At 53.1% G+C, this 15624-nt stretch carries 16 protein-coding genes; 11 read left to right on the top strand and 5 right to left on the bottom strand.

The genetic code is table 11. From position 1 onward, the window contains the following. Positions 1-69 precede the first annotated feature (69 nt). The 3 genes from metX (at position 70) to Q9J32_RS01715 (ending at position 2749) form a co-directional block, all read left to right on the top strand. Complete coding sequence (metX, locus tag Q9J32_RS01725) at positions 70-1209, top strand: homoserine O-succinyltransferase MetX (RefSeq protein ID WP_301885436.1); 1140 nt, start codon at positions 70-72, stop codon at positions 1207-1209. After that, positions 1206-1787 carry a methionine biosynthesis protein MetW gene (metW, locus tag Q9J32_RS01720; RefSeq protein ID WP_107863269.1) on the top strand — a complete coding sequence of 194 codons (582 nt, stop codon included), beginning with the start codon at positions 1206-1208 and terminating at the stop codon, positions 1785-1787. The genes metX and metW overlap by 4 nt, the downstream gene beginning before the upstream one ends. Before the next feature lie 116 nt (positions 1788-1903). Further along, positions 1904-2749 carry an NMB0938 family lipoprotein gene (locus Q9J32_RS01715; RefSeq protein ID WP_301885437.1) on the top strand — a complete coding sequence of 282 codons (846 nt, stop codon included), beginning with the start codon at positions 1904-1906 and terminating at the stop codon, positions 2747-2749. Between the two features lie 49 nt (positions 2750-2798). Here Q9J32_RS01715 and efp read toward each other — a convergent pair whose 3' ends face one another. The 3 genes from efp to Q9J32_RS01700 are packed head-to-tail and all read right to left on the bottom strand — an operon-like array spanning position 2799 to position 4880. Further along, positions 2799-3359, bottom strand: a complete 561-nt coding sequence (gene efp, locus Q9J32_RS01710; protein WP_002213793.1) for an elongation factor P — start codon at positions 3357-3359, stop codon at positions 2799-2801. 42 nt (positions 3360-3401) lie between these two features. Continuing rightward, on the bottom strand, positions 3402-4553 hold the full coding sequence (gene earP, locus Q9J32_RS01705) for an elongation factor P maturation arginine rhamnosyltransferase EarP (protein ID WP_304675354.1): 1152 nt from the start codon (positions 4551-4553) through the stop codon (positions 3402-3404). A gap of 48 nt (positions 4554-4601) precedes the next feature. Next, entirely contained in the window at positions 4602-4880 is a 279-nt protein-coding gene (locus Q9J32_RS01700) for a hypothetical protein (protein ID WP_304675353.1), read from the bottom strand. A gap of 122 nt (positions 4881-5002) precedes the next feature. Here Q9J32_RS01700 and Q9J32_RS01695 point away from each other — a divergent pair, with 122 nt between their 5' ends. The 5 genes from Q9J32_RS01695 (at position 5003) to rlmB (ending at position 8698) form a co-directional block, all read left to right on the top strand. After that, complete coding sequence (locus Q9J32_RS01695) at positions 5003-5671, top strand: carbonic anhydrase (RefSeq protein WP_304675352.1); 669 nt, start codon at positions 5003-5005, stop codon at positions 5669-5671. Positions 5672-5721: 50 nt separating this feature from the next. Continuing rightward, entirely contained in the window at positions 5722-6663 is a 942-nt protein-coding gene (miaA, locus tag Q9J32_RS01690) for a tRNA (adenosine(37)-N6)-dimethylallyltransferase MiaA (RefSeq protein WP_304675351.1), read from the top strand. A gap of 3 nt (positions 6664-6666) precedes the next feature. Further along, on the top strand, positions 6667-7386 hold the full coding sequence (gene tadA, locus Q9J32_RS01685) for a tRNA adenosine(34) deaminase TadA (RefSeq protein ID WP_304675350.1): 720 nt from the start codon (positions 6667-6669) through the stop codon (positions 7384-7386). Between the two features lie 4 nt (positions 7387-7390). Continuing rightward, positions 7391-7879 carry a DUF456 domain-containing protein gene (locus tag Q9J32_RS01680; RefSeq protein ID WP_301885441.1) on the top strand — a complete coding sequence of 163 codons (489 nt, stop codon included), beginning with the start codon at positions 7391-7393 and terminating at the stop codon, positions 7877-7879. Positions 7880-7945: 66 nt separating this feature from the next. Next, entirely contained in the window at positions 7946-8698 is a 753-nt protein-coding gene (gene rlmB, locus Q9J32_RS01675) for a 23S rRNA (guanosine(2251)-2'-O)-methyltransferase RlmB (protein ID WP_003675027.1), read from the top strand. A gap of 61 nt (positions 8699-8759) precedes the next feature. On the opposite strand, the gene Q9J32_RS01670 is transcribed toward rlmB, so the two are convergent. Continuing rightward, positions 8760-10151: a nucleobase:cation symporter-2 family protein gene (locus Q9J32_RS01670; protein ID WP_061818234.1), complete on the bottom strand. Its 1392-nt coding sequence runs from the start codon at positions 10149-10151 to the stop codon at positions 8760-8762. 377 nt (positions 10152-10528) lie between these two features. Between Q9J32_RS01670 and dapA the strand changes: the two genes are divergently transcribed. Together dapA and Q9J32_RS01660 are read left to right on the top strand one after the other, a co-directional pair. After that, positions 10529-11404: a 4-hydroxy-tetrahydrodipicolinate synthase gene (dapA, locus tag Q9J32_RS01665; RefSeq protein ID WP_301885442.1), complete on the top strand. Its 876-nt coding sequence runs from the start codon at positions 10529-10531 to the stop codon at positions 11402-11404. Positions 11405-11412: 8 nt separating this feature from the next. Continuing rightward, the gene (locus Q9J32_RS01660; RefSeq protein WP_301885443.1) at positions 11413-12609 is read left to right on the top strand and encodes an NlpB/DapX family lipoprotein; all 1197 of its coding nucleotides are present in this window, start codon (positions 11413-11415) and stop codon (positions 12607-12609) included. Between the two features lie 56 nt (positions 12610-12665). Here Q9J32_RS01660 and pip read toward each other — a convergent pair whose 3' ends face one another. Next, positions 12666-13598: a prolyl aminopeptidase gene (pip, locus tag Q9J32_RS01655; RefSeq protein WP_301885444.1), complete on the bottom strand. Its 933-nt coding sequence runs from the start codon at positions 13596-13598 to the stop codon at positions 12666-12668. 1263 nt (positions 13599-14861) lie between these two features. Between pip and Q9J32_RS01650 the strand changes: the two genes are divergently transcribed. Continuing rightward, a complete protein-coding gene (locus Q9J32_RS01650; RefSeq protein ID WP_304666770.1) occupies positions 14862-15614 on the top strand; it encodes an opacity family porin in 753 nt (250 codons plus the stop codon). Positions 15615-15624 lie beyond the last annotated feature (10 nt).

The following is a 15624-nucleotide window of genomic DNA, read 5'->3' as shown; positions in this document are numbered from 1 at the left end:
CCAGCCGTGTCAAAAAGTCATACCGTTTGCGATATAATAACGCTTTTGCCGCATTTGTTGGAACAGGATATGAGTCAAAATGCCTCGGTGGGCATTGTTACGCCCCGAAAAATTCCGTTTGAGATGCCGCTGGTTTTGGAAAACGGTAAAACTTTGCCGCGTTTCGATCTGATGATTGAAACCTACGGCAAGCTGAATGCCGAAAAAAACAATGCGGTTTTAGTCTGCCATGCGCTGTCGGGCAACCATCATGTTGCGGGCAGGCATTCCGCAGAGGATAAACATGCGGGCTGGTGGGACAATATGGTCGGACCCGGCAAACCGATTGATACGGAACGTTTTTTCGTGGTCGGTTTGAACAATCTGGGCGGCTGCGACGGCAGCAGCGGGCCTTTGTCGATCAATCCTGAAACGGGCAGGGAATACGGCGCGGATTTTCCGATGGTTACGGTGAAGGACTGGGTAAAATCCCAAGCCGCGCTTGCCGATTATCTCGGCATCGGGCAATGGGCGGCGGTTGTCGGCGGAAGTTTGGGCGGTATGCAGGCTTTGCAGTGGGCGATTTCCTATCCCGAACGCGTGCGCCATGCCTTGGTGATTGCCTCTGCGCCGAAATTGTCCACGCAAAATATCGCGTTTAATGATGTAGCACGTCAGGCGATTTTGACCGATCCCGATTTCAACGAAGGACATTACCGCAGCCGCAACACCGTTCCCGCGCGCGGTTTGCGGATTGCCCGTATGATGGGACACATTACCTATCTTGCCGAAGACGGTTTGGGCAAAAAATTCGGACGCGATTTGCGTTCCAACGGCTATCAATACGGCTATGGCGTTGAATTTGAAGTAGAATCCTATCTGCGCTATCAGGGCGACAAATTCGTCGGGCGGTTTGATGCCAACACCTATTTGCTGATGACCAAGGCTTTGGACTATTTCGATCCGGCGGCGGATTTCGGCAACAGCCTGACTCGCGCCGTGCAGGACGTGCAGGCAAAATTCTTTGTCGCCAGCTTCAGCACCGACTGGCGTTTCGCGCCCGAACGTTCGCACGAACTGGTCAAGGCCCTGATTGCCGCCCAAAAATCCGTGCAGTATATCGAAGTCAAATCCGCACACGGGCACGATGCCTTTTTAATGGAAGACGAAGCCTATATGCGTGCGGTCGCCGCCTATATGAACAACGTTTATAAGGAATGTCAGCAATGAACCTGCGCGATGATTTGCAACTGATTTACGACCGGATACCCGAAGGCAGCCGCGTCTTGGACTTGGGCTGCGGCGACGGCGAACTGCTTGCCGCATTGGTCGAACACAAAAAATGCAGCGGCTACGGCATCGAAATCGACACCGACAGCGTGATTGCCGCGATGTCGCGCGGCGTGAATGTTATCCAAGCCGATTTGGAAGAAGGTTTAACCGCATTCAACGATCAAAGTTTTGATGTGATTGTGTTGAGCCAAACCATCCAAGCGATGCAGAATACCGAAAAAATCCTGCGCTGCCTCATGCGTGTGGCTAAACAGGCGATTGTTAGCTTCCCGAATTTCGGCTACTGGCGCAACCGCGTCCAAATCGCACTCGGCGGACATATGCCGGTTTCCGAACGTATGCCCTACCATTGGTACGACACGCCGAACATCCATTGGTGTACGCTCAAAGACTTTGATTTGTTGTGCGCCAAAAACAACATACGCGTCCTCGAGCGCGCCGTGATGACGGGTAACAAACAGGTCAAACATTTCCCCAACCTTTTGGGCAGCCTTGCGTTTTACCGCGTCGGGTAAGACAGGTTGAGAACCTTGTCGGCAATAACGGGTTCTTCGGTTCTATTAACAACAGGCCGTCTGAAAAATGAAACGGCAGGTTTTCAGACGGCCTCTTTAATACTGGAAACAATAGAATGAAAAACAAAACCTCATCACTTCTCTTATGGCTTACCGCAATCATGCTGACCGCGTGTTCTCCGAGCAAAGAAGATAAAACGAAAGAAAACGGCGCATCCGCCGCCTCGTCCACGGCATCCGCCGCTTCGTCTTCCGCGCCCCAAACCGATTTGCAACCGGCCGCATCCGCCCCTGATAACGTCAAGCAGGCAGAAAACGTGCCGCCGTCAAATTGCACCGACCTGCACCCCGCCACCGGCATTGACGATCTCATGCAGCAAATCGCCGAACACATCGACTCGGACTGTCTGTTTGCCCTTTCCCATCACGAACTGGAAACCCGTTTCGGCTTACCCGACAGTGGCTATGACAACATACAGCGGCTGCTGTTTCCCGACATCCGCCCTGAAGATCCCGACTACCATCAGAAAATCATACTGGCAATTGAAGACTTGCGTTACGGAAAGCGCACGATCAGCCGGCAGGCACAAGATGCCTTGATGGAACAGGAACGCCGCCTCCGAGAAGCGACGCTGTTGCTGACACAGGGCAGCGAAGAAACCCGCGGGCAAGGCGAGGAGCCGAAACGCACGCGTTATTTTGAAGTTTCGGCAACATCTGCCTATTTGAGCCGGCACAACAACGGACTCGGCGGCAATTTCCAATACATCGGCCAATTGCCCGGCTATCTGAAAATACACGGAGAAATGCTTGAAAACCAATCACTCTTCCGGCTGTCCAACCGTGAACGCAATCCCGACAAACCGTTTTTAGACATCCATTTTGACGAAAATGGCAAAATCACGCGTATTGTCGTTTACGAAAAAAACATCTACTTCAATCCAAACTTGGGGCGAAGATAAAAAAATGCCGTCTGAAACGTTTTCAGACGGCATTTTTCAATGCAACAAATCAAGCGCGTTTGCGGAATTCGCCGGTGCGGGTGTCGATTTCGATTTTGTCGCCGTTTTCGATGTAAGACATCACTTGGATTTCAGTGCCGCCGACCAGACGCGCGGTTTTCATCACTTTGCCGGAAGTATCGCCTTTAACGGCAGGCTCGGTGTACTCAACTTCGCGTACGATGATGGTGGGCAGTTCTACGGAGATTGGGTTGCCTTCGTAGAAGGTTACTTCGCATTGGTCTTCCATGCCGTCAACGATAAATTTCAACGCGTCGCCGATGTTGTCGGCTTCGATTTCGTATTGGTTGAATTCTTCGTCCATAAAGACGTACATAGGGTCGGCAAAGTAGCTGTACGTACAGTTTTTGCGGGACAGGATGACCACGTCGAATTTGTCGTCGGCTTTGTAAATGGTTTCGGAAGCCGCACCGGTCAGCAGGTTTTTCAGTTTCATGCTAACTTTGGCGGAAGAGCGGCCGCCTTTGATGTATTCGGTTTTTTGAACGACCATAGGATCGTTGCCGACCATAAATACATTGCCGGCGCGCAGTTCTTGTGCTGTTTTCATTGTGATTTTCCAATCAAATCGGTTGTCGTAAAACGCGCTATTCTAGCGTATTTTTTGATGCTTTGAAACAAAGGCGGCGAGTTTTTCGGATGCGGACGGCTGCCCGAAAAGATAACGGCTCCAATCCTCCGCGCCTTGCCGCCAGTCATTTTGATGTTGTTGCAGAGTTTGCCAACATTCGAGGCGTTGCGTGGCGGATAAAGCCCTTCCGCCGTTGAGGTCGTCTGAAAGGCGGCGGTGTGCCGATGCGGTTTCGGGCGTGTAGAAACCGTGTGCCTTATCCCAAAAGGCGTGGAGTTTGTCAAGATGGACGTTTTCGTCTTGCGGGTAGATGTGCCAAAAGAAAGGTTTTCCGGCAAGCTGGGCGCGCACGAAACTGTCTTCGCCGCGGATGACGGCGCAGTCGGCGAGGTGCAGCAATTTGTCGAAGTCCTGTTGCGGCACGAAAGGGATTTTGACAAGGCGGACTGATGCCGTCTGAAAGACATCGCCGTCGTTTTGCAGGGCGTTTTGCGGAATGATGCCGCTTTGTTTGAGGCTGTCGATAATTTGCGCCCCCGCCAGCAGTAGGGTCATCGGGCTGCCTGCCTGTTGCCACATTTCCAGCCACTTCGCCCAAACATCGCTCCGATAGCCGAAAAGCAGCCATTCGGGGGCGTTTTTTTCGGGCAGCATCAGCCGCTGACGCAGGGCTTCGGTATCAAAACGGACGGCATCTCGGTAATCATGTTCGCGTATCAACCCGCCGCTTTTTTCGCTGAAACCCATAAACCAAAAATATTTTTGAACGCCCTCCTGCGGCGAAGGCATCAGGTGCAGCCTTTCATTACTTTCTTCCGCGCTCAAATATTCCCAATTCAGCCAAAGCGGTTTGTGTTGGCGGATAATGTTCAACACATTTTCGGGCAGGTCGCAGGCAAAAGTTTCGATAACGGCATCGGGAACGGAGGCAGTATCGATGTCCGCCGCATCAGAATGCCAAGTGCGGACATAAATATCCTGATGAACGCAGGGAACATCGGGCAAATCAGGGCAAAGCGCACGCAAGGCGGACACATCGTCCGTCCACAAATGCACCTGCCAACCGAACTCACGGTGCAAAACACGGGCAAGCCGCCACGAAACGCCGATGTCGCCGAAATTGTCGATGACGTTGCAAAAAATCCAACAAACAGGAAAAGCGTATGTATTCATAAAAGACTTGAGGCCGTCTGAAATCCGTTTCAGACGGCCTTTTCAAAACTAAAACGCGCCGAAATAGTGGAACAAATACACAACCAGCAAAACAATCGGAACAAACAGCAACATGGTTTGCCGTTTCAAATCAAACTCTTGCTTAAGATGATGCTTGATGGTGTCAAAAAGGACGAATTTGAACAGAAACGTCGCTTCGCAGGCAAGAATGATGCCGTTGATTAAGTGTTGCGCCGCATCTTTAGGCGGATTGGCAGCGAAAACGGCAAGCGTCGCCAAGGGTATCAGGCAGACGGCAAGCCAGCGGACAAGCAGGTTTCGGGACATCGCAAGGCTTTCAAAAAAAGCAAAACGCCATTATCGCCTCAAGAACGAACCTTGTCTAACGGCAGCATCGGGCATAGACTGTCGGCAATGCCGTCTGAAACGCGCATCAAAAGGAGAAATACATGAACAAAACCAAACAGGACATTTTTGAATACAACCGCCGCTGGGCAGAAGAACAGTTGCGGCACAACCCTCATTTTTTTGAGACGCTCTCCGCAAATCAAACGCCTGACTACCTCTACATCGGCTGTTCCGACAGCCGCGTTACTGCCGAAGAAATGATGGGCATGAAGCCGGGTGAGGTATTCGTCCACCGCAACATCGCCAATATGGTCAACCCTCTGGACATCAATGCTGCCAGCGTGGTCGGCTATGCGGTCGATCATCTGAAAGTCAAACACATCGTCGTCTGCGGACACTACAACTGCGGCGGCATCAAAGCCGCCATGCAACCCTGCGACTACGGCGCGTTGAACCCGTGGCTGCGCAACATCCGCGACGTGTACCGGCTGCACCGCGAAGAGCTGGACGCGGTTGACGACGAAAACATACGCTACGACCGTTTGGTCGAACTGAACGTTCAGGAACAATGTATCAACATCATCAAAATGGCGGAAGTCCAAAAACGCTATCTGAACGAGCATTATCCTACCGTCCACGGCTGGGTGTTCGATATCCGCTCCGGCAGGCTGAAAGACCTGGGTATAGATTTCGAACGAATTTTGAAAGACATACAAAAAATCTACGACCTCACCGACAGACAATGGGTGGTTCCGCAAACCAAAATATAACGTCGGCACGCTTTCCGCTATAATCCGCATTTTCGCAACCCTGAAACATCATGCCGATTCCCAAAGCCTTTGCCCTCTTGGGCCCGACCGCCGGAGGAAAAACCGCGCTCGCCCTCAAAATCGCCGAAACCCTGCCGGTCGAAATCATCAGCCTCGATTCCGCGCTGGTTTACCGCGATATGGACATCGGCACGGCAAAACCGTCCGCCTCCGAACGCGCCTTTGTCCCACACCACCTTATCGACATCATCCCGCCTACCGAATCATACAGCGCCGCCCGCTTTGTCGAAGACTGCACGCGCTTGGTCGGGGAAATTTCCTCACGCGGCAGGTTTGCCCTTATTGTCGGTGGCACGATGATGTATTTCCGCGCCCTTACCCAAGGTTTGAACGATTTGCCCGAGGCCAATGCCTGCCTGCGTGCCGACTTGGACGAACAAAAACAGATGTACGGCTTGGATTTTCTCTACCGCACCCTGCAAAAAGTCGACCCTGAAACAGCATGCCGTCTGAAACCGAACGACAGCCAGCGTATCGGACGCGCTTTGGAAGTTTATTACTTAACCGGCAAACCGATGAGTGCGCACCTTGGCAGCCCAACCTCCCATACGCTCCCTTTTGATTTACATACCACCGCTCTGATTCCCGAAAACCGCGCCCACCTGCATGAAAATATCGCCCTGCGTTTCCACCTGATGCTTGAACAGGGTTTTATCGGCGAAGTAGAAAACCTGCGCCGCCTCTATCCCAGCCTGACCGCCGACTCCCCTGCCATACGCTGCGTCGGCTACCGTCAGGCATGGGAATATCTGGATGGAAAAACCGATTTCCCGGCATTTGTCGAGAAAGGCATTGCCGCCACCCGCCAACTTGCCAAACGCCAACTGACTTGGTTGCGCAAAACACCTTTAGACTGCGTTGCCGACCCGTTTTCAGACGGCACTTCAGGCACACGCCTGATTGAGGCGGCAAAACGGTTTTTTGGCGCATAAACCATGCTGACCACGCCGCCGCTCGCCCCCAAAACCGTCGCCGCCCTGCACAGGCTCGGTATCCGTACGCTCGAAGAACTGCGGCAAAACGGTTCGGTCAAAGCCTTTCTGCTGCTCAAAGCATCGGGTTTGACCCTCACGAAAAGCACACTGTGGCAGCTTCAGTCGCTGCTGGACGGCACGCCGCCGCAAGAAATGTCCCAAGCGCATAAAGCCCGCCTGCTTGCCGAGTTGAAAAACCATCCGCCCGTCGCCGCCTTTCCGCCGCAGGAAGAAATGGAACACTTCATGCGCGAAGCACTGCTCCAAGCAAAACAATCCGCCGCCGACGGCGAAATACCCGTCGGGGCAGTCATCGTTTCAGACGGCAAAATCATCGCATCGGCACACAACACCTGCATTGCCGACTGCAATGTCAGCCGACACGCCGAAATCAACGCCCTGGCACAGGCAGGCAGCAAAATACAAAACTACCGCCTTGACGGATGCGACATCTACATCACCCTCGAACCCTGCGCCATGTGCGCGTCCGCACTGATACAGGCACGAATCAGGCGCGTGATATACGGTGCGGCAGAACCCAAAACCGGCGCGGCAGGCAGCATCGTCAACCTATTTGCCGACAAACGCCTCAATACGCACACCGCCATACGGGGCGGAATCCTGCAAGAAGAATGCCGCGCCGTATTAAGCCGTTTTTTTCAGAACAAAAGAAAAGGTTGAACCTATGATCGCCTTGCTCGTCATCCTCGCCCTCGCCCTGATAGCCGTCGGTACGGCGGGCATCGTTTACCCCGCCCTGCCCGGATTGGCATTGATGTTTGCCGGAACATGGCTGCTTGCCTATGCCGGCGGATACCAAATCTACGGCGCAGGTGTTTTGTGGACGGTCGGACTCATCAGCCTTGTCGGCATACTGGCGGACTATGTGGCAGGCATATGGGGGACAAAATATACCGGAGCGGGCAGGCTCGCCGTGCGCGGTGCTTTTATCGGCAGCATCATCGGTATGTTTTTCTCCCTGCCCGGACTAATACTCGGCCCCTTTATCGGCGCGGCGGCAGGCGAACTCATCGACAGACGCAATATGCTTCAGGCAGGTAAAGCGGGCTTGGGTACACTGTTGGGGCTTGTCGTCGGAACGGCCTTCAAAATCGGCTGCGCCGTATCCATCTTGTTTATCCTGTTGGTGAAATACATCGCCTACCTGTTTTAACCCCTTCAGACGGCATACCGGCAAATTGCTATAATGCCGTCTGAACCCTTCTCACAAAGCACCATCATGGCAAACCAAAGACCCATCTACGGCTTCCACGCCGTCAATGCCCGATTGTGGCAAAACCCCAAATCCATCGTCGAACTCTACATCCAAGAAGGCAAATCAGACGCACGCACGCGCGAGGTATTGGAAAAGGCGGCAAACGAAAACATCCGCGTATATTTTGCCGATGCCGACCGCCTCAACGCCATCAGCAAAGGCGCGCGCCATCAGGGCGTGGTCGGGTTTATCGACGCTTCCAAAAACCACGTCCACCTCGAAGACGTATTGGAAAACCTCAGCGAACCGCCGCTGCTGCTGATACTCGACGGCATCACCGATCCGCACAACCTCGGCGCGTGCCTGCGTACCGCCGACGCGATGGGTGTACACGCCGTCATCGCACCGAAAGACAAAAGCGCGGGACTAAACGCCACCGTCAGCAAAGTCGCCTGCGGCGCGGCGGAAACCGTCCCCTACATCACCGTAACCAACCTCGCCCGCACCCTGCGCGAGCTGAAAGAATACGGCATCTGGATTATCGGTACCGACATGGGCGGCGACGCCGACCTTTACCATTGCGATCTGCCCGACAGCGCGGCATGGGTAATGGGCAACGAAGGCGACGGTATGCGCCGCCTCACGCGCGAACACTGCGACATGCTGGTGTCCATACCCATGTTCGGCACGGTCGAAAGCATGAACGTCTCCGTGTCTGCCGGAATGGTATTAAGCGAAACCCGCCGACAACGCGTATTAAAAAACGAAAAAGCGTAAGCCTCAAAAACAATGCCGTCTGAAACAGGGATTCTGTTTCAGACGGCATTCATTTTCAAAATCAGTGTTCCAAGTGGTCGGTATCAAACTTGACCGCCGCCTCGGTTTTATCTTCGGGCAAGACCAAATTCAGCAAGACTGCCGTAATGCCGCCGGCGGAAATAGAGTTTTGGAACAAGACGGGCAGGTTTTTAAATACTTCCGGCTCAAACGCGACACCCAAGCCCAAACCGACCGAAGTTGCCGCAATTACCGCCTCGCGCCTGCGGATGCCGTGGCTGACCAAAATCCGCACGCCCGCAATCGCAATTAAGCCGAACATCAAAACCATCGCGCCGCCCAACACCGGACTCGGAATCGTCGTAAACGCGCGTCCGACAACGGGGAACAGACCCAACAACACCAAAATCACGGCAATATATTTGCCCACATGACGCGAAGCCACGCCGGTCATCTGAATCACGCCGTTGTTTTGTGCAAACGTCGTCAGCGGCAGCGAACCCAAAGCCGTCGCAATCACCGACACCAAGCCGTCAGCCAACACGCCGCCGCGTAGGCGTTTGGTGTATTCCTCGCCTTCAATCGGCTGGTCGGACACCATTGCCGTCGCCGTCAAATCGCCGACCGCCTCAAACACGCTCAACAAGAAAATCGCACCCGCCACAATAAATGCGTGCCAGTCAAAAGCAAAACCATATTTAAACGGTACGGGCAGCGTAACCAGCGGCAGGTTTTGCAGCGCGGAAAAATCCACCTTGCCCAAAAACAGCGCGACGATGTAGCCGGCAATCAGCCCGACCGCGATACCGCTCATCCGCAGCAGCGGATTTTTCATGCAGTTGAACACCAGCACAATCAGCAGCACCAGCGAAGCCAGCCCCAAGTTTTCCATTGAGCCGAACGTGCCGTCCGCCTTTGCGCCGAAGCCGCCGCCGAAATCGGTAATGCCGACGTGTACCAAACTCAAACCGATCAGCATCACGACCACACCGCTGACCGTCGGCGTAATCACTTTTTTCAAATACGGCAGAAGCCACGCCGAGAAACACACCAAAAACGCGCCGACAAACGATACGCCCAAGAGCGTCGAAATCATCGCATCCTTAGTCAAGCCGCCCTCCTTCATCCCCGCGCCGAGCGCAATCATGACGGTAACAAACGAGAAATTCACCGACTGGATGGACAGCATCCCCGAACCGACCGGCCCGAAGCGGTTGACCTGCAAATAAGTGCCGACACCCGACGCAACCATCGCCATCGACACGAGATACGCCGTCATTTCCACCGGCAGTTCCAGCGCGCCGCCCACAATCAGCGCGGGCGTAATCATCGGCACAAAAATCGCCAAAAGATGGGTAACCGCGCTCAAGAGCGCATTACCGAACGGCGGCCTGTCTTCCAAACCGTACACCAAATCAGGCGAATCCGCCTGTTTTTTCATTGTTTCAGCCATTGGAGTCTTTCTATCCGTTGTCAAACGTTAAAAAATTTTAAGAACGAAATTGTAACGAATCAAAGATTCCTTATCAATTCAAATCCTCATGTGCAAAAACACCACCGGTTGTCCGAATTCAAATTTCTTTGAATTTCCGCACCGGACAGTCCTTCATTTTCAGAGAGCCTTCATGCGCTTAACACATTTTAATCCTCAACGGCGCATCCACTGCTTAAACCCAATAATTTCATGATTATAAAAAATATTATTTATTAAGATATGATAGAACTTAAGCCTTAGAACCAACCGTGCGACCGATATGTTTCACACAAACAACAAAGTAAGCTACAATCCGAAGCATAATCGACCTCACTCAATGAATAAAAGGTTTCCGTATGTTACAAGGTAGCTTGGTTGCCCTGATTACCCCGATGAATCAAGACGGCAGCATCCATTACGAACAACTCCGCGATTTGATCGACTGGCATATCGAAAGCGGTACCGACGGCATCGTCGCTGTCGGCACGACAGGCGAATCCGCCACCCTCTCCGTCGAAGAACATTTAAGCGTAATCGAAGAAACGGTCAAACACGTCAACAAGCGCGTTCCCGTCATCGCAGGTACCGGCGCCAACAACACCCTCGAAGCCATCGCACTTTCGCAAGCCGCCGAAAAAGCCGGTGCAGACTTCACCTTATCCGTCGTCCCCTATTACAACAAGCCCTCCCAAGAAGGCATTTACCAACATTTCAAAACCATCGCCGAAGCCACTTCGATTCCGATGATACTCTACAACGTGCCCGGCAGAACCGTCGTCAGCATGAACAACGAAACCATCCTGCGCCTTTCAGAAATCCCCAATATCGTGGGCGTTAAAGAAGCCAGCGGCAACATCGGCAGCAACATCGAACTCATCAACCGCGCCCCCGAAGGCTTCGCCGTCCTTTCCGGCGACGACCATACCGCCCTGCCGTTCATGCTGTGCGGCGGACACGGCGTTATTACCGTAGCCGCCAACGCCGCACCCAAGCTCTTTGCCGATATGTGCCGCGCCGCACTGCAAGGCGACATTGCCCTCGCACGCGAACTCAACGACCGGCTGATTCCGATTTACGACACCATGTTCTGCGAACCCAGCCCCGCCGCGCCGAAATGGGCATTGTCGGCACTGGGCAAATGCGGGCCGCACGTCCGCCTGCCGCTCGTTCCTCTGACGGAAGATGGACAGGCAAAAGTCCGCGCCGCACTGCAAGCCGCAGGACAACTTTAAATATAGCTATGCCGTCTGAACCGTTCAGACGGCATAACGCAACAAACACTTTAATATCCATCACACAGGATGACACGATGACCCATATCAAACCCGTCATTGCCGCGCTCGCACTCATCGGGCTTGCCGCCTGCACCGGCAGCAAAACCGAACAGCCCAAGCTCGACTACCAAAGCCAGTCGCACCGCCTGATCAAACTCGAAGTCCCGCCTGATTTGAACAACCCCGACCAAGGCAACCTCTACCGCCTACCTGCCGGTTCGGGAGCCGTCCGCGCCAGCGATTTGGAAAAACGCCGCACACCCGCCGTCCAACAGCCTGCCGATGCCGAAGTATTGAAAAGCGTCAAAGGTGTCCGCCTCGAGCGCGACGGCAGCCAACGCTGGCTTGTCGTTGACGGCAAATCCCCCGCCGAAATCTGGCCGCTCCTAAAAGCCTTTTGGCAGGAAAACGGCTTCGACATCAAATCCGAAGAACCCGCCATCGGACAAATGGAAACCGAGTGGGCGGAAAACCGTGCCAAAATCCCCCAAGACAGCTTGCGCCGCCTATTCGACACAGTCGGTTTGGGCGGCATCTACTCCACCGGCGAGCGCGACAAATTCATCGTCCGTATCGAACAGGGCAAAAACGGCGTTTCCGACATCTTCTTCGCCCACAAAGCGATGAAAGAAGTGTATGGCGACAAAAACAAAGACACGACCATGTGGCAGCCTTCCGCTTCCGACCCCAACCTTGAGGCCGCTTTCCTGACGCGCTTTATGCAATATTTGGGCGTTGACGGACAGCAGGCGGAAAACGCATTGGCAAAAAAACCGACCCTTCCCGCCGCAAACGAAATGGCGCGTATCGAAGGCAAAAGCCTGATTGTCTTTGGCGACTACGGCAGAAACTGGCGGCGCACCGCGCTCGCCCTCGACCGCATCGGGCTGACCGTCGTCGGTCAAAACACCGAACGCCACGCCTTCCTGGTTCAAAAAGCCCCGAACGAAAGCAATGCAGTTACCGAACAAAAACCCGGCCTGTTCAAACGCCTGCTGGGCAAAGGCAAAGCGGAGAAACCTGCCGAACAGCCGGAACTGATTGTCTATGCAGAACCCGTTGCCGACGGCTCGCGCATCGTCCTGCTCAACAAAGACGGCAGCGCATATGCCGGCAAAGACGCATCCGCACTGTTGGGCAAACTCCATTCCGAACTGCGTTAAGCCGTTCAAAACAAAAGCAGCTTCCAAACAGAAGCTGCTTTTTTGTGCGGAACTTTTTACAACAACCGAGGAAAAATATCCTCAACCGCCTGAACCAACGCATCCGCCAAAGGCGGATCGAACGCACAATGCCCTGCCTGAACCACCCTCAACTCCGCTTCGGGAAAGGCTTTCGACAACTCCCACGCACTCTGCATCGGCGTACACAAATCATACCGCCCCTGTACGATAATGGTCGGGATATGCCGTATTTTGCCGATATTGTTCAAAATCGCCTTATCGCCCTGCAACCAGCCGCCGTTGACAAAATAATGGTTTTCCAAACGCGCGATTGCCAGTGAGGCATAAGCATCTTCATCCACTTCCTCCGGCTCGAAACGGATCAGATAGCTTTCCCAATCCGCCCAAGCCTTCGCGGCAGACAGGCACACTTCTTCATCTTGATGAAACAGCAACCCGTGATACGCCTCAATCAGCCGGTTCCGCCGATTTTCAGCAATCGGCGCGACAAATTTTTGCCATTGTTCCGGATAAATCCGGCTCACACCGCCCGCCTCGTTCAGCCACGCCGTTTCAGACGGCCTGCACAAAAATATCCCGCGCAACACCAATCCCTTTACCCGTTCCGGATGGGTTTGGGCATAAGCCAGCGACAAAGTGCTGCCCCACGAACCGCCGAACACCAGCCATTTCCTGATACCCAGCATTTCACGGACTTTTTCAATATCCGCCACCAAATCCCAAGTCGTATTGTCTTCCGCACAAGCATACGGGCGCGAACGTCCGCAACCGCGCTGGTCGATGATGACAATGCGGAACACATCGGGATTGAAAAAACCCCGACATTCAGGCGAAGCCCCCGCGCCCGGCCCGCCGTGTAAAAAAATGACCGGCACACCGTCGGGATTGCCCGATTCCTCCCAATAAATTTGATGAATTTCAGACACCTGCAAGTATCCGCTATGAAAAGGCTGTTTTATCTCATACATCATCTTCTCCCATATTGCTTCTGACAATCCGAACATTCCCACACGCAACATCACGCACGAAACACAAGCCGCCCCGAAGGGCAAATGCCGAAAAATCGCGATATAGTGGATTAACAAAAATCAGGACAAGGCGACGAAGCCGCAGACAGTACAGATAGTACGGAACCGATTCACTTGGTGCTTCAACACCTTAGAGAATCGTTCTCTTTGAGCTAAGGCGAGGCAACGCCGTACTGGTTTTTGTTAATCCGCTATATTCCGCCATCTCTAAGATTTACAGCGATACACGGGTGATTTAAGGAATGCCCGAACCGTCATTACCGCAACTTTTCGTCATTCCCGCGCAGGCGGGAATCTAGAACCTCAAACTTTCAGATAATCTTTGAATATTGCTGTTGTTCTAAGGTCTGGATTCCCGCCTGCGCGGGAATAACGAATCCATCCGCACGGAAACCTGCACCGCGTCATTCCCACGAACCTACATCCCGTCATTCCCACGAAAGTGGGAATCTAGAATCTCGGACTTTCAGATAATCTTTGAATATTGCTGTTGTTCTAAGGTCTAGATTCCCGCCTGCGCGGGAATGACGAATCCATCCGCACGGAAACCTGCACCGCATCATTCCTACGAACCTACATCCCGTCATTCCCACGAAAGTGGGAATCCAGAACGTAAAATCTGAAGAAACCGTTTTATCCGATACGTTTCCGCACCGACAGACCTAGATTCCCGCCTACGCGGGAATGACGGCAGTGCTTCCTTAGCTTAGTTTTATTTTAACCAACTACATAGCGGATTAACAAAAATCAGGACAAGGCGACGAAGCCTCAGACAGTACAGATAGTACGGAACCGACTCACTTGGTGCTTCAGCACCTTAGAGAATCGTTCTCTTTGAGCTAAGGCGGGGCAACACCGTACCGGTTTTTGTTAATCTACTATAAAAACCATCAATCGGAAAATATTGCATAAACAGGCGGAAATATATCATTTAAAAGAAAACCCATACAATGTCTGACAGAAACAAGCCTCTTTGCCATTATTTCCTAACAGTTAAGCCCCACCCTTCAAGGCGGCGGGCCGGTCTTGTTTCAAAATGGCGTAAGCCCTTTCCGGAAGCTGCAACGCGCAGGATTAAACCATAATGGCGGCTTTCTTATTGTTTCTTATTGAAACATCGCCCCAAACCCGATACAATCCGCCCTTGAACCATCAGTGAAAATCGTTCTTTTTTAATCAGTTAAACCGAATACGGAGCCGAAAATGAATCCAGCCCCCAAAAAAACCCTTCTCTTCTCTTCTCTTCTCTTCTCTTCTCTTCTCTTCTCTTCCGCAGCGCAGGCGGCAAGTGAAGACAATGGCCGCGGCCCGTATGTACAGGCAGATTTAGCCTACGCCGCCGAACACATTACCCACGATTACCCTAGCGACAATGCCAAAGTCTTCGACGACTATCGCGACATCAAAACCCATTCCACCCACCCACGCCTTTCCGTCGGCTACGATTTCGGCAACTGGCGCATCGCCCTCGATTACGCCCGTTACAATACTTGGAGACATGGCAAGCATATTCTTAATGAAAAAGACACAACTGTTCAGAACGGCACTCCTATCAAACTAATTGCCGACCACACTGACAAAGGCACGTTCAAAGCCGAATCCAACTACGGCATCTCCGCCATCTACGATTTCGACACCGGCACCCGTTTCAAACCCTATGCCGGTGCACGGGTTGGTTTAGGCAAAATCAAACACAGCTTTTTTATAAAAGACGTAGCTGATGCAAAAGTCCCTGGTATTCCTGCTTCCTTACCAAGCTTCCCTAGAGTCGTCAATGATATCCACCAAAGCCGCAGCATCCGCCGCGTGGGCTTCGGCGCGGTGGCAGGCGTAGGCATAGACATCACGCCCAACCTGACCTTGGACACCGGATACCGCTACCACTACTGGGGACACTTGGAAAACACCCGCTTCAAAACCCACGAAGCCTCATTGGGCGTGCGCTACCGCTTCTGATTCCCCGATA

The organism is Neisseria uirgultaei (genome assembly GCF_962719845.1).
Classification (GTDB): domain Bacteria; phylum Pseudomonadota; class Gammaproteobacteria; order Burkholderiales; family Neisseriaceae; genus Neisseria; species Neisseria bergeri.
The sequence above is the reverse complement of the archived record's forward strand: the minus strand, read 5'-3'. Positions and strand labels throughout refer to the sequence as shown.

What these genes read in the sequence shown, in the direction of transcription:
- metX (WP_301885436.1), top strand. Translation starts at nt 70, where the DNA reads ATGAGTCAAAATGCCTCGGTGGGCATTGTTACGCCCCGAAAAATTCCG.
- metW (WP_107863269.1), top strand. Translation starts at nt 1,206, where the DNA reads ATGAACCTGCGCGATGATTTGCAACTGATTTACGACCGGATACCCGAA.
- Q9J32_RS01715 (WP_301885437.1), top strand. Translation starts at nt 1,904, where the DNA reads ATGAAAAACAAAACCTCATCACTTCTCTTATGGCTTACCGCAATCATG.
- efp (WP_002213793.1), bottom strand. Translation starts at nt 3,359, where the DNA reads ATGAAAACAGCACAAGAACTGCGCGCCGGCAATGTATTTATGGTCGGC.
- earP (WP_304675354.1), bottom strand. Translation starts at nt 4,553, where the DNA reads ATGAATACATACGCTTTTCCTGTTTGTTGGATTTTTTGCAACGTCATC.
- Q9J32_RS01700 (WP_304675353.1), bottom strand. Translation starts at nt 4,880, where the DNA reads ATGTCCCGAAACCTGCTTGTCCGCTGGCTTGCCGTCTGCCTGATACCC.
- Q9J32_RS01695 (WP_304675352.1), top strand. Translation starts at nt 5,003, where the DNA reads ATGAACAAAACCAAACAGGACATTTTTGAATACAACCGCCGCTGGGCA.
- miaA (WP_304675351.1), top strand. Translation starts at nt 5,722, where the DNA reads ATGCCGATTCCCAAAGCCTTTGCCCTCTTGGGCCCGACCGCCGGAGGA.
- tadA (WP_304675350.1), top strand. Translation starts at nt 6,667, where the DNA reads ATGCTGACCACGCCGCCGCTCGCCCCCAAAACCGTCGCCGCCCTGCAC.
- Q9J32_RS01680 (WP_301885441.1), top strand. Translation starts at nt 7,391, where the DNA reads ATGATCGCCTTGCTCGTCATCCTCGCCCTCGCCCTGATAGCCGTCGGT.
- rlmB (WP_003675027.1), top strand. Translation starts at nt 7,946, where the DNA reads ATGGCAAACCAAAGACCCATCTACGGCTTCCACGCCGTCAATGCCCGA.
- Q9J32_RS01670 (WP_061818234.1), bottom strand. Translation starts at nt 10,151, where the DNA reads ATGGCTGAAACAATGAAAAAACAGGCGGATTCGCCTGATTTGGTGTAC.
- dapA (WP_301885442.1), top strand. Translation starts at nt 10,529, where the DNA reads ATGTTACAAGGTAGCTTGGTTGCCCTGATTACCCCGATGAATCAAGAC.
- Q9J32_RS01660 (WP_301885443.1), top strand. Translation starts at nt 11,413, where the DNA reads ATGCCGTCTGAACCGTTCAGACGGCATAACGCAACAAACACTTTAATA.
- pip (WP_301885444.1), bottom strand. Translation starts at nt 13,598, where the DNA reads ATGTATGAGATAAAACAGCCTTTTCATAGCGGATACTTGCAGGTGTCT.
- Q9J32_RS01650 (WP_304666770.1), top strand. Translation starts at nt 14,862, where the DNA reads ATGAATCCAGCCCCCAAAAAAACCCTTCTCTTCTCTTCTCTTCTCTTC.